This is a genomic window from Mesorhizobium caraganae, from assembly GCF_016836705.1.
In the GTDB taxonomy this organism is placed as follows: domain Bacteria; phylum Pseudomonadota; class Alphaproteobacteria; order Rhizobiales; family Rhizobiaceae; genus Mesorhizobium; species Mesorhizobium caraganae.
Window position 1 is genome coordinate 40,360 of the sequence record NZ_JAFCGY010000001.1, and the last position, 13,074, is coordinate 53,433.

The 13,074-nt window shown below is 63.9% G+C and carries 13 protein-coding genes; 5 read left to right on the forward strand and 8 right to left on the reverse strand.

Annotated elements, in window-relative coordinates; genetic code table 11:
- The first annotated feature begins 1 nt into the window (after window position 1).
- Window positions 2–778 (forward strand): esterase family protein, encoded by a 777-nt coding sequence (locus JQK88_RS00205; RefSeq protein WP_203277135.1) that lies wholly within the window; start codon window positions 2–4, stop codon window positions 776–778.
- On the forward strand, window positions 778–1,071 hold the full coding sequence (locus JQK88_RS00210) for a nuclear transport factor 2 family protein (RefSeq protein WP_246749713.1): 294 nt from the start codon (window positions 778–780) through the stop codon (window positions 1,069–1,071). The genes JQK88_RS00205 and JQK88_RS00210 overlap by 1 nt, the downstream gene beginning before the upstream one ends.
- A gap of 32 nt (window positions 1,072–1,103) precedes the next feature.
- On the opposite strand, the gene JQK88_RS00215 is transcribed toward JQK88_RS00210, so the two are convergent.
- A complete protein-coding gene (locus JQK88_RS00215) occupies window positions 1,104–2,639 on the reverse strand; it encodes an MFS transporter (protein ID WP_203277136.1) in 1,536 nt (511 codons plus the stop codon).
- 135 nt (window positions 2,640–2,774) lie between these two features.
- On the opposite strand from JQK88_RS00215, the gene JQK88_RS00220 reads away from it, so the two are divergent.
- Window positions 2,775–3,683 carry a LysR family transcriptional regulator gene (locus JQK88_RS00220; protein ID WP_203277137.1) on the forward strand — a complete coding sequence of 303 codons (909 nt, stop codon included), beginning with the start codon at window positions 2,775–2,777 and terminating at the stop codon, window positions 3,681–3,683.
- Window positions 3,684–3,731: 48 nt separating this feature from the next.
- Here JQK88_RS00220 and JQK88_RS00225 read toward each other — a convergent pair whose 3' ends face one another.
- The 5 genes from JQK88_RS00225 to JQK88_RS00245 form a co-directional block, all read right to left on the reverse strand.
- On the reverse strand, window positions 3,732–4,484 hold the full coding sequence (locus tag JQK88_RS00225) for an SDR family NAD(P)-dependent oxidoreductase (protein ID WP_112561190.1): 753 nt from the start codon (window positions 4,482–4,484) through the stop codon (window positions 3,732–3,734).
- Between the two features lie 48 nt (window positions 4,485–4,532).
- Window positions 4,533–5,621: an AbrB family protein gene (locus tag JQK88_RS00230; RefSeq protein WP_203277138.1), complete on the reverse strand. Its 1,089-nt coding sequence runs from the start codon at window positions 5,619–5,621 to the stop codon at window positions 4,533–4,535.
- Between the two features lie 76 nt (window positions 5,622–5,697).
- A complete protein-coding gene (locus tag JQK88_RS00235) occupies window positions 5,698–6,006 on the reverse strand; it encodes a putative quinol monooxygenase (RefSeq protein WP_112561138.1) in 309 nt (102 codons plus the stop codon).
- Between the two features lie 85 nt (window positions 6,007–6,091).
- Window positions 6,092–6,874, reverse strand: a complete 783-nt coding sequence (locus JQK88_RS00240) for an SDR family NAD(P)-dependent oxidoreductase (protein ID WP_192258946.1) — start codon at window positions 6,872–6,874, stop codon at window positions 6,092–6,094.
- A gap of 66 nt (window positions 6,875–6,940) precedes the next feature.
- Window positions 6,941–7,369, reverse strand: coding sequence for a DsrE family protein (locus JQK88_RS00245; protein WP_203277139.1), 429 nt, complete (start codon window positions 7,367–7,369; stop codon window positions 6,941–6,943).
- A gap of 148 nt (window positions 7,370–7,517) precedes the next feature.
- Between JQK88_RS00245 and JQK88_RS00250 the strand changes: the two genes are divergently transcribed.
- Window positions 7,518–8,567 (forward strand): hypothetical protein, encoded by a 1,050-nt coding sequence (locus JQK88_RS00250; protein WP_246749747.1) that lies wholly within the window; start codon window positions 7,518–7,520, stop codon window positions 8,565–8,567.
- A gap of 268 nt (window positions 8,568–8,835) precedes the next feature.
- Here the strand turns inward: JQK88_RS00250 and JQK88_RS00255 are convergent, their stop codons facing one another.
- Both JQK88_RS00255 and JQK88_RS00260 read right to left on the reverse strand, forming a co-directional pair.
- A complete protein-coding gene (locus tag JQK88_RS00255) occupies window positions 8,836–9,783 on the reverse strand; it encodes a cation diffusion facilitator family transporter (RefSeq protein ID WP_203277141.1) in 948 nt (315 codons plus the stop codon).
- A gap of 5 nt (window positions 9,784–9,788) precedes the next feature.
- Window positions 9,789–11,993, reverse strand: coding sequence for an anthranilate synthase (locus tag JQK88_RS00260; RefSeq protein ID WP_376740353.1), 2,205 nt, complete (start codon window positions 11,991–11,993; stop codon window positions 9,789–9,791).
- Window positions 11,994–12,303: 310 nt separating this feature from the next.
- Between JQK88_RS00260 and JQK88_RS00265 the strand changes: the two genes are divergently transcribed.
- Window positions 12,304–13,074: an isocitrate lyase/PEP mutase family protein gene (locus JQK88_RS00265; protein ID WP_192258951.1), complete on the forward strand. Its 771-nt coding sequence runs from the start codon at window positions 12,304–12,306 to the stop codon at window positions 13,072–13,074.

Genomic DNA, 13,074 nt, shown 5'->3' on the forward strand with positions numbered 1-13,074 from the left:
GATGGACATTTCCTATCACAAGGGCTTTGCCCGCAATCTCGGCCGCGACATCGAATACAAGCGCTACGGCCATGCCGGCCGGCCGGTGGTCGTGTTCCCGACCTCGCAAGGGCGGTTCTATCAGTTCGAGGATTCCGGCGGGGTGGGGGCGCTGGCCGAATTCATCGACACCGGCCGCATCCAGCTGTTTGCGGTCGACGGCATCGATTCGGAATCTTTCTTCAACAAGCACGCCGACGCCGCCCACCGCATCGGCCGCCACGAGGCTTATTTCCGCTATGTCCGTGAGGAGGCGTTGCCGGAGTTTCTGGCGACCGCCGAGCAAGCCAATGGCGGACGGAAGTTGAAGCCGCTGTTCACCGGCTGCTCTATGGGCGGCTACCATTCCTCGAACTTCGTCTTCCGCTTTCCAGAACTCGCCAGCGGCGTCATCGCGCTGTCGGGCGTCTATTCGGCGCGCGACTTCTTCGGCAAGGTGCTCGACGGCGACATTTTCTACAACTCGCCGCTCGACTATCTGCCCGGCATCGTCGATCCCAAGCTGCTAGCGCGGCTGAAGGCGCTGAGGATGATCTTCTGTTGCGGGCAGGGCGCCTGGGAAGAGCGCATGCTGGTCGAGACGCGCAAGCTGGAACAGATCCTGCGCGACAAATCCATTCCCGCCTGGGTCGACTATTGGGGTGGTGACGTCAGCCATGACTGGCCGTGGTGGCACAAGCAGCTGGTCTATTTCTTCGGCCGCTGGCTGGATGACGATTTGATGCATAGATTGGACTGATGGCCACACCCGAGCCCATCCGCCGTTTCGTCAAGGCCACCAATGAAGGTGACACCGAAGCGTTTCTTGGCACCTTTACCGCCAACGCATCCCTGACCGACTGGGGACGATCCTTCCATGGCCGCGAGCAGATTGCGCGTTGGAACCAGTCGGACAATATCGGCGTGAAGTCCAATCTGCGCATTGTCCGCATCGCCGAGGCCGATGGCAGCTACCACGTCCGCATCGCCGTCACAGGCGATGGCTTCAACGGCGAAGGGATATGGTCTTCACGCTGGACGGCGACCGCATAGCGAGCCTGGTCATCAGCTGACGCCGGGCAAGGCTAGCCTTCCTGGCATACCGGCAGAGGAACGGTTTCGTGCTCCACGGTCGATCCGCGGCGCAGGCCGAGCAAGACGACAAGCGCGGTGACGATGGTGATTGCCGCCAGCACGATCAGCAGCCTGTCGAACGCCGTCTCGTAGGCCTGGACCAGGACCGTGGCTCCGGCTCCCGGCAAGCGGGCTGCCGCTTCGCCGACATTGCCGGTTACCAGCAGCTGCGCTGCCGCCGCCGCATCAACGGAAGACGCCGTTCCCTCGGCGGTGAGTCTCGTCGCCGTGAAACCCGACAGAACGGCCATGACGATCGCGAGCGCCACGCCTTCGCAGGCGACGCGGGTGGTGTTGAAGATGCCGACAGCCATGCCTGCGCGCTCCTTCGGCACGACGCTGACGGCAAGTCCGTCCATCAGCCCCCAGGGCAAAGCGATGCCGATGCCAATCAGCACCAGCGGCGCCACCAAGGCAATGGCGACCGGCGGGGTCAGGCTCAGCCAGACAAGGCCGGCGGCGGCAATCAACAGGCCGACGCCGCAGATCGTCGCCGGAGCGATCCAGCGCGCCACCTGGCCGGCAAGCAGAGGCAGGATCAACAGCGGTCCCGACAGGCAGATCATCAATTGCCCGGCCTCGATCTCGCTCATCCCCTCAATGCCGATGAAGCGGATCGGCAACAGCACGAGCAGGACGACGAAGCCATAGGCGGGGGCAGCTGCCAGAAACTGGACGCCGACGAAGCGGGGAAAGCGGAACAGCGAGAGATCGAGCATCGGCCGCCCCACGCGCCGCTCGACGATGACGAAGGCGGCGAAGAAGAGCGCAGCGATGGCAAGCAGCCCGATCACGAGCGGATCGGTCCAGCCGCTCTGCGGGGCCTGAAGCACGCCGTAGGTCAGCGCGGCCAGCGCAATCGTGAAAGTGCCGGCCCCCGCCCAGTCGAGACCAGTCGCATCGGGGTCGCGCGATTCCTTGATTGTGCCCAGACCCAGTAGCGCAGCGGCAATCGCAAGCACTGCCACCAGAACGAAGATCGACCGCCAGCCGAATGCTTCGATGATGAGGCCGGAGGCGATCGGACCGAAGGCGAGGCCAATGCCGAAACTGGTGCCGAGGAAGGAAAAGGCGCGCAACCGCAATTGCCCCTCGAATTCCTGGGCAAGCGCGGAGGCGCCGCCGGCGAAGGCGGCGGCACTGCCGAGCCCTTGCGCAGCCCGAAGTGTGTCGAACCAGACGATGTTAGGCGCCAGCATCGCGCCCAGCGTGGCCAGGACATAGAGGCCGAGGCCAACAATGAACATCCGCTTGCGGCCATGATTGTCGGCGAGCGCGCCCAGCCCCATCAGGGTGGCGCCAAAGGTCAGCATGAAGGCGTTCGTCACCCAGTTGAGCGCGATCGGGCTTCCGCCGAGATCGGCTGCGATGCGCGAGAGCGCGACGGCCGGACCGGTGAAGGTCAAGGGCATGGTCATGGCGGCAAGACATACCGACAGCAGGACGAGCCATGGCGCGGCGGCGCCGTTTGTGGTCTTCGAAGTCATGGTTTTTCCTATCTGAAGCAGGATCCGCGGGCCTGCCGCTGGGAGCGCGGCGCTGGTCGTGACGGAAAGATAGGTCAGCGACATTTCCAGAAAAATAGTATTAAATCTCCAGATATATCGGACTGAAACGCTCGAATGGAGAGATGTGAGGAACGCCTCAACGGCCTTCTGGCCTTTGCCCGCACCGCCGAGTTCGGCAGTTTCATCGCCGCCGGCCGAACGCTTGGCATCTCGGCGTCGGCCGTCGGCAAGAGCGTCGCCAGGCTCGAGCAGGATCTGGGCGTGCGGCTGCTGCAGCGCAGCACGCGCCGTGTCGGACTGACCGAAGAGGGCAAGCTGTTCAACGAGCGGGTGCGGCGCATCCTCGACGACATCGACGATGCCGAGGCGATGCTGTCGCGGACGCGGGAAACGCCGCATGGGCGGTTGCGCATTTCGACGCCGATCGTGACCTATCACCTGCTGTTGCCGGTGCTGTCGGAGTTCATGGCGTGCTATCCCGAAATCGAACTCGACATCGATTTCAACGATCGCATCGTCGACCTTATCGACGAAGGCGTCGACATCGCAATCCGCAGCGGTGAGCTGCCGGATTCGCGCCTGGTGGCGCGGCCGCTTGCGCCCTTCCGGCTGCTGTTGTGCGCGGCACCTTCCTACCTCGAGCAGCACGGCAACCCGAGCGGACCGGACGATCTCGTGAACCATTACGGCATACGCTTCCGGTTTCCAAACAGCGGAAAGCTGCAGGGTTGGCCGTTCATCGGCGGCAGTGTCGAGCCGCAGGTCCGCTCGATGCTGACCTGCAACAACACCGAGGCGCTGAAGGGCGCGACTATGGCCGGTCTCGGCATCAGCTCGATGCCCGATTTCCTGGTCCGTGAGGCGCTGCGCGATGGGCAATTGCGCACTGTGCTGGACGACCACGTCGACGGCCGCGGCCAGTTCCGGATGCTGTGGCCGTCAAATCGCCATTTGTCGCCGAAGGTTCGCGCGTTCGTCGATTTCCTCCCCGACCGGCTTGCCGCGACGCTGAGCGGCTCGTAGTCCTTCGCGGCGCCGATGCCGATGACGGCGAGGGACTAGCGCTACTTCTCAGTAGGTGGCCCGTCCGCCCGACAGGTCGAACGTTGCGCCAGTGGTGAAGGAATTTTCGTCCGAGAGCATGAAGGCGATCATCGCGGCCGCCTCTTCGACTTCGACAAACCGCCCGCGTGGCACCTTGCCCAGCATGTAGGCCACCTGGGCCTCGGTGAGCTGTTCGAGGATGCGGGTGCGGGCGGGCGACGGCGTCAGCGCGTTGACGGCGATGTCGTGGCCGGCAAGCTCCTTGCCGAGCGATTTGGTCAGCGCGAGCACACCCGCCTTGGCGGCCGAATAGGCGGCGGCATTCGGATTGCCTTCCTTGCCGGCGACAGAGGCAATGTTGACGATGCGGCCGTAGCTGCGCGCGATCATGCCGGGCACCAGGCGTTTGCAGCAATAGAAGACACCGTTGAGGTCGATGTCGATGATCTGGCGCCACGCGGCAGGATCATAGTCCACCACGGTAGCCGCCGGTCCGGCAATGCCGGCATTGTTGACGAGCAGATCGACCGGGCCGAGCGAGCGCTCGGTTTGCGTCGCGGCGCTGTCCACGGCCTCGATCAGCGATTGATCGCACAGCAAAGCCTCGATCCGACCGAGCGGGGCGAGTTCGGCGACGGCGTTCTTCATCGCAGCCTGGTCGACATCCCAGATGGCAACGCTGGCGCCCGACGACAGCAGGCGTCGGGCCACGGCAAGGCCGATGCCTTGCGCGCCGCCGGTCACGACGGCGACACGGCCTGAGAGATCGACGGCATTCACGCGACGGTTCATGGGCAATTTCCTCTTCCCGGATCCTTGAATTCGTACTCAGTCCCTGACGGCTCTCGCCACCAGCCGCGCGATGCTTGGCCCGGCGATGAGCACGACCAGGAAGCGGGCCGATTGCAACGCCATGACGAAGGAGATGTCGACGTTCTGCGCGGCGGCGGCGATGATGGCGACGCTGTCCATGCCGCCGGGGCTGGTTGCGAGATAGGCAGTCAGCGGATCGATGCCGAGGACATGGCTGATCAGCCAGGCGAGACCGCCGCAAAAGGCGATCAGCACGACGATCGAACCGACGATCTGCGGCAGTGCCCGCGTCGCATGGCGCAGGATCGCCCGGGTGAAGTTCAGACCGATCGACCAGCCGACCATTGCATAGGAGAGCGCCAGCAGCCATGGCGGCAATTGCATCGCCACGCCTAAGCCGAGATGGACGATGGTGCCGAAGATGAAGGTGCCGAGGAAGAAGGGCGAGGGCAGCCGGCAAAGCCGGCCGAGCAGGCCGCCGACCAGCGCCACGCCGAGCGTGGCGGCAAAGGCCATTGCGTCGACTGGCGGGAACCAGACAATGGCTGGGATTTCAACGCCGGAGGTGTCGATCCACATCTTGGCCACGAGTGCCGCCGTCATCGAGACGAAGATCACGCGCAGATACTGCATGAAGGCGACGAGGCGCTGGTCGGCGCCAAAGGCGCCGGCCATCAGAACCATGGCGGTGGCCGCACCCGGCGATGAGCCCCAGACGGCGGTGGTGCCGGGCAGAATGCGCCAGCGGCTGATCAGCCAGCCGAGCAGGCTGGACGCAGCAAGGGTCGCCAGCACCACGACGACGAACAGAGGCCACTCCTTGTAGAAGACCGAAAAGATGTCGGCCGAGATCGACGCCGCGACAAGGCAGCCGACCAGGGCCTGGGCGGAGGCAAAGACGGGGCGCGGCACGCGCACGGTGGCGCCATTGGTGCCGGCAAGGATCGCGGCCAGCATCGGGCCGATCAGCAGCGCTGCCGGCAGTGCGGCGTATTCCAGCGTGCCGGCGAACAGCAGCGAGAAGATCAGCAACACCAGCCACTGCCGAAGCGGACGCATGCGCGTCATGCGTTCGATGGCCGGCTGTTCTGGCGAGGAATCCATATCAGGTCTTAGACTTGGAGAAGAATGATGCGAACCCCGCCGAGGAAAACTCGAAAACTGCGTTTGCTTTCGAACATCACTCGTTCTTGACGGCGGGCAGGCCGAAACCCCCGACCGGATGGGTCTCGATCTGGAACTCGAAGCCGGAGATGAAAGGCCGCGCCTTGGCGATCGCCGCCTGGACTTCGGGCAGTTGCAGCGATGCCTTGTGGCTGGCCTGATCGGTCCACACTTCGGTGACCCAGATCGCGTCGGCATCGGCCGGGTCGGTGGCGATGATATAGCTCAGGCAGCCGGGGAGGGCGCCGGTGCTCTCGCGCAAAACGCCCATGATCGCGTCGCGCTGGCCGCGCGCCGCCCGCATCTTGCCGATCAGTCCGTACATCGCCCTACGTCTCCCCTGGCTTTCAAACCGCTGAAACTTTCGCACAACATGCTTGGGTTGCGAGACGCAGTATGCAATTGCCGGCTCAAGGCATCAACTGGCCACCGTTCACCTCGATCACCTGGCCGGTGATGTAGCCGCTCAGGAGATCGGAGGACAGGAACAGATAGGCGCCGACGCAGTCTTCGGCCGTGCCGGCGCGCCCCTGTGGAATGGTGGCGATCATGCCCTTGATCTGTTCGTCGGTGGAATAGCGCTCGTGAAATGGCGTCAGGATCGTGCCCGGCGCCACCGCATTGACGCGGATGCCGAAGCCGATCAGTTCCTTGGCCATGCCGCGGGTGACGTTGGAGACGAAGGCCTTGGCCGAGCCGTAGAGCCCGGCGCCGCCGCCAGCGCCATTGCGCGCGGCGATCGACGAGGTGTTGACGATGAAGCCGCCCTGCTTCTTCAGCCATGGCATCGCCTTGCGCGAGGCGGTCACCACCGACCGGGCGTTGAGGTCCATCACCGCGTCGTAATGCGCCTCGGTCTGCTCGGCATAAGGCACACGGCCAAGCATGCCGCCGGCATTGTTGACCAGCCCGTCGAGCCGGCCGAAATGCTCAGCGCTCTCCTCGACCACACGCTCGACATCGGCGGCAATCGAAAAGTCGCCTTGGGTGAGAAACACCTCGCCGCCGCCATCGCGGATGGTCTTGGCCAATGTTTCGGCGGCCTCGCGGCTCGAATTGTAGTGCAGCGCGACGCGGCTTTTTTGCGCGGCATAGGCCAGCGCAAGGGCAGCGCCTATGCCGGTCGAGGCGCCGGTGACCAGCACCGCCTTGCCGGCAAGATCGGGGATGACGAGGGTGGGGGTTGCTGGCACGTCGGTTCTCCGGGAATTTCCTCCCGTCCTTCGTAGGCGCTCGCAGCCCTCCTGTTCAAGCCCCGGCTAGGGTCTGAGATAAGCGTAACCCTGGCGCTGCAGTTCGGCGAGCTTGACGACGCCGCCCTTGTCGGCGGCGTGGAAGCCCTCGAGCAAATCGGCAAGGGTGATCTCCATGCCTTTCATGGTGTTGCCGCACGCGTGCGACTCAAGACCCTGCTGGACGAGGCCGGCAAAGCGTCCCGAAATCGCCGCCGATATGCCTTTCGACTTGAAACCGGCAAGGGCGGGACCATGCACGACCAGCACGATGTCGACATTGCCGCCGGTGCCTTCATAGTGGTTCTTGATGTTGCCGAGCACAAAATTGACCTTGTCGAGGTCGCTGAGATGATAGGCCACCTTCGGTCTGTCCTCGGCGGCGGCCGCCCGGCTCAGGCCGAACAGGCCGGCGGCGCCGGCAAGGCTGGCACGGAACATGTCGCGTCGGCGCATGGCATCCTCCTCGGCTGGTGCTCATAGCAAATTGCGTGGATGCGGCCATGATACTAGCATAAATTGACGTTACGTCCTGTCGATGCGAGGAGGGGGTCCAGTGGCATTCAGGAAGTGGAAGAATTTCGCCGTCGCCGGATTTGGCGCCATGCTGCTCGGCGCACTTGCGGGTTCGGCCGTGGCCGACGATGCGCTTAAATTGCCCGAACTCAGTGCGAGTGGCGCCGATGCCTGTTTCGGCCGTGTCTATGACGCAGCCCATCTCAAGGCGCATCCGAAGCAGAAGGTGGCGCGGATTTTCTTCCTCTATGGCCATGATCCGGTGAGCCATCCGAACGAGGAGCCGACGGCGAATGCTGACACCTCCTACAATGGCTTTCTCACCACCACGGTGCGTGGCGCCAAGACGCCGCAATGGGCCGGCGGCTGGTGCAATCACGAGTCCGAGGACGGCAAGTCGGGCCCGATCCGCTGCGGCATGGACTGCGACCGCACCATGGCTTCGCTGAAGCTCGATGACAAAGGCCGCCTGATGCTCACCGATGTCTCGTCCGATCTCTATCTCGACGCCGGATCGGAAGACGAACTGGGCGAGGCTGAATATGACCGGCAGGCGCTGGGCTCAGAGGACGATAATTTCCGCCTCGACCCGATGCCGGCGGCGACCTGCAAGGCCGAATTCGCCAAGATCGATCCGATCGATCCGGCGCTGGGCGCACCGTTGCGCGAGCGGTTGAAGCCGGACCAGCCTTTCTGCTTCGGACGCGATTACGACGCCGCGCATCTGAACTCTCATCCCGACCAGATGACGCAGTCGATCCGGGTCTTCCGCGGACCGGTCGAGCTTGCCTCCTTCGCCTCAGGCGGCGATGTCGCCAACTGGCCCGACGGCGCCGACATTGCCGTTTCGGTGACCACCAGGAAGAACGGGGCCAAGGTCACGCAGACTTATTCCTGTCAGGGCGAGGCCGACCAATGGCGCTGCGCGGCCAGTTCGAAGATGAGCAATTCTTCGTGCGACATCAGCCAAAAGGAAATCTACCTCAAGCGCGGCGCCAACGGCACCATGATGCTGGCCAACCCCAACAGCAGCTTGGCGATCGTCGACCTCTGCTCGAAGGCGGCGGATGGCAAGACCGCGTCCGATGACAAGGTCTATCGGCTGGAGTCTATGCCGCAGTCGGCCTGCGCACCTTGAGACCCCGCGCTTCGTCATCCTAGGGCGGAGCGACGCGAAGCGGAGCGCAGACCCTAGGATTCATTCCGTGAAACTGGCCGAAGAATGCGGCGACGCAGAACAGTTGCGTTGTTACGCCGACGACCGGCTCTGGCGTAACTCAAAGGTCTGGACCGTGGCGGCGCTCTGACGTCACGGCATGGATCCTAGGGTCTGCGCCGCGTCGCTTCGCTCCTTGCTTCGCCCTAGGATGACGAAGTTGAGATGGCTCAGCCAATCTCCAACGCCATCAGGCGAAAGGCACCGCGGTCGTGCCTTTCGGCAGCTTCGCTTCATCATCCGGTTCGACATGGATGGTGACGCGCACCGAGGGGATTTCGGCTTTCAGCGCATCCTCGATGCGGTCGCAGATAACGTGGCTGGCGCCGACGGTCATGTCGGCGTCGACGACCAGGTGGAACTCGATGAAGGTGGCGCGGCCGGCTATGCGCGTCTTGAGGTCGTGAACCTCCAGCGCGCCCTTGCAATTGGCCGAGATGATATCGCGGATGTGCATGTGTTCCTGCGTGTCGACGGCGCGGTCCATCAGCCCGTTCATCGACGAGCCGATGACATGCCAGCCCTGCCAGAGGATGTTGAGCGCCACGATGACGGCAAGCGCTGGATCGAGGATTTGCCAGCCGGTCAGGATTGCGCCGACGAGACCGCCGAAGACACCGACGGAAGTCACCACATCGGTCATGATGTGGCGGCCGTCGGCAACCAGCGCCGGTGATTTTGCGCTGCGGCCGGCGCGGATCAGCGTCCAGGCCCACAAAGCGTTGATGACGGTGGCGACGCCATTGATCGCGAGACCTTCCCAAGGCTGTTCAAGCGGCGTCGGCGCCTGCCAGGAGCGCCAGACCTCGCTGAGGATCAAAAGTGCTGCCAGCACGATCAGCACGCCTTCCAGCACGGCCGAGAAATACTCGGCCTTGTGGTGGCCGAACGGATGGTCCTGGTCGGCCGGCTTGTAGCTGACCCGGATCGCCCAGTAGGCAGCGGCCGAGGCGATGACGTTGACGATCGATTCCAGCGCATCCGAATAGAGCGCGACGGAGCCGGTGATGTACCAGGCGGCAAGCTTGAGCGCGAGCACGACGCAGGCGACGACGATCGACCAGAAGGCGAGGGCGGCAACCCTTTGCTTGGCCGCCTCCTTTGCCGCGATCGCCGTCACGCTGTCCGCTGCGGCCATACCGGTCAGGCCGCCTTTTCCTTGGCCTTGCGCGGCAGATGCGCAACGATGTTCTCGATGATGCGCATGCCGGCATTGTGGCCGAGCGTCATGATCGATTCCGGATGGAACTGTACGGCGGCGATGGGCTCCTTGCGATGCTCGAAGGCCATGATGACACCGTCCTCTGTCTCGGCGGTGACAACGAAGCCGTCGGGCAGCCGTACCGGATCGGCAAAGATCGAGTGGTAGCGACCGACGGTGACTTCCTTGGGCAAGCCGGAGAAGATGATGCCGGGCTTGGAGACACGGATGCGCGACGGCTTGCCGTGCATCGGCACATGCAACTGCCTGAGCTCGCCGCCATAGGCCTCGGCCAGCGCCTGCAGGCCAAGGCAGACGCCGAAGATCGGCAGGTCGCGAGCCCTGGCCTTCTTGATGGTCGCGGCGCAGTCGAAATCCTTCGGCGTGCCGGGTCCCGGCGACAGCACGACGAGGTCGGGCTTCAGCCGCTCGAACACCTCCTCCGGCACTGGCGTGCGCACGGTCGAGACATTGGCGCCGGTCTGGCGGAAATAGTTGGCCAGCGTGTGGACGAAGGAGTCCTCGTGGTCGACGAGCAGGATGTTGACGCCGTCGCCGACGCGCGCGGTGGTGCGTTCGGCGCCGGCGGCATTGCCTAATTTGGCGTCGCGGATGGCGGAGAGCATGGCGGATGCCTTCAGTTCGGTTTCGGCTTCTTCTTCCTCGGGGATGCTGTCGAAGAGCAGCGTGGCGCCGGCGCGCACCTCGGCGATGCCGTCCTTGATGCGGATGGTGCGCAAGGTCAGGCCAGTGTTCATGTCGCCGTTGAAATTGACCATGCCGACGGCGCCGCCATACCAGGCGCGCGGGCTCTTCTCGTTCTGTTCGATGAAGCGCATGGCCCAGAGTTTCGGCGCGCCGGTGACGGTGACCGCCCAGGCGTGCGACAGGAAGGCGTCGAAGGCATCCATGCCTTCGCGCAAGCGCCCTTCAATGTGATCCACTGTGTGGATCAGGCGCGAATACATCTCGATCTGGCGGCGGCCGATGACGCGCACGGAGCCCGGATCGCAGACCCTGGACTTGTCGTTGCGGTCGACGTCCGAGCACATGGTCAGCTCGGATTCATCCTTCTTGGAGTTGAGCAGCTTCAGGATCTGCTCAGAGTCGGAAATGGCGTCGTCGCCGCGCTTGATGGTGCCGGAGATCGGGCAGGTCTCGACGCGGCGGCCGTTGACGCGCACGAACATCTCCGGCGAAGCGCCGATCAGATACTCGTTTTCGCCGAGATTGATGAAGAAGGAATAGGGCGAGGGGTTGATCGACTTCAGCTTGCGCGAGATTTCGGAAGGCTGCGTCTCGCAACGCTCGTAGAACATCTGCCCGGGCACGACCTCGAACAAATCGCCGCGCTTGAAGCTATCCATCGCCTTGCGCACCAGATTGGCATATTCGCCGGGTTCATGATCGCCGCGCGGCGGGATGCGGTCAGCGGTTTTGAACGGCTCGGCGATTTCGTCGCGCGGCAGGCCTTCAGTCGAAAAACCGTCGCCGGAATAGTCGTAGCGGTCGGTCCAGGCCTTGGTCGAGTAATGGTCGACGACCAGGATTTCGTCGGGCAGGAACAGGACCAGGTCGCGCTGGCTCTGCTTGCGCTCGAGCTTGTAGTCGACCGGATCGAACTGGAAGGCGAGGTCGTAGCCGAAGGCGCCGTAGAGGCCGAGATTGGCGTCTTCGTCGGTCTTGAACAGCGCGGTGATGGCGCGCAGCACGGTAAAGACGGAAGGGACGCGGCTGCGCTCTTCCTCAGTGAAGACCCGGCCAGGCTTGGCGACATCGAGGCGGATCAGCTTTTTCGAGGTTTCGGCGATTGTGACTTCGCTCAAGCCGGCAAGCGCCTTGCCGATTACCGGCAACAGCACCTCGCCACGACCGTTCAGTGCCTCGATGCGCATGGCGCGGCCACGCGCGGAAATCACCAGCGGCGGATCGATGATGGCCGTATCCCAGCGCGTATAGCGGCCGGGATATTCGTAGTTCGAGGAAAACACGGCCCCGCGACGCGAATTCAGCCCGTCGACATAGGAGTCGATCGCGCCGGCATAGGGCTTGTCGTGGCGCTCGCGGGTAATGGTGACGCCACCCGCGGTCACGAAGCGTTCCGCGCCGTTTTCCAGAACCTTCATCGTCGTCATTGCCGTCTCCATCTGGCTTGTTGGGCAACGGACCCGGGACTGGCTTTGAAAAAACAAATGGCCGCCCGGACATTCCGTTGCGGCCACCTTCTATTTTCACGCGCACGCGTTCGAACAGGCCGCAGTCAGCGAGCCCACCACCAAATGGTCTTGATCGAACGCATGTTCATGGGCGAAATCCATAGCGGCGAAAAGCCGGATGCGCAACAGGTTTGAAAGGCCTGTTTGTGGCCGCCGCTTCCGGGGCTCATGGCACATCGCCAACGCTGGCGGTCCTGCCTAGACTACCCGTCCAATATCGAGATAGGCGGGAAAGACAGCAATGACCGACCAGATCGAGCGCGCACGCACGTTCCATTCCCTCCACGTCAAGGGAAACCCGATCGTTCTCTACAATGCCTGGGATCCGGGCTCGGCAAAGATCGTCGAGAAAGCCGGAGCCAAGGCGATCGCCACGGGCAGCTGGCCGGTGGCGGCCGCCTTCGGCTATGCCGATGGCGAGAAAATCCCGCTGGAGCTGGCGCTGGACAACATCAAGCGCATCGTGGCTGCGGTCGACCTGCCGGTGACCATGGACCTCGAGGGCGGATACGGCGTCGAGCCGGAGGCCGTCGCCCAGACCGTGACACGTGCCCTGCAGGCGGGCGCCATCGGCTTCAATTTCGAAGACCAAATCGTCGGCGGCACCGGCCTGCACGACATCGCCGTACAGGTGAAGCGGATCGAGGCGGCGGCGGCAGCGGTCAAAGCGTCTGGCATTCCGGCCTATATCAATGCCCGCACCGACATCTTCCTCAAGGCGAAGCCGGATGCGCATGACAAGGGTCTTCTCGACCAGGCGATCGAGCGGGCGAAGGCCTATGAAAAGGCCGGCGCGAGCGGCTTCTTTGCGCCGGGGCTCGGCGACGAAGGGTTGATCGAGGCGCTCTGCAAAGCCACGGCGTTGCCGGTCAACATTATCGCGCTGGCGCATGTGCCGCCACGCCAGCGGCTGGCCGAGCTCGGCGTCTCCCGTGTCAGCCACGGCCCGGTGCCCTACCGGCAGATGGCCGAATGGCTGGAGGCGAAAGCGCGGCTGGCGATCTCGGGCTAG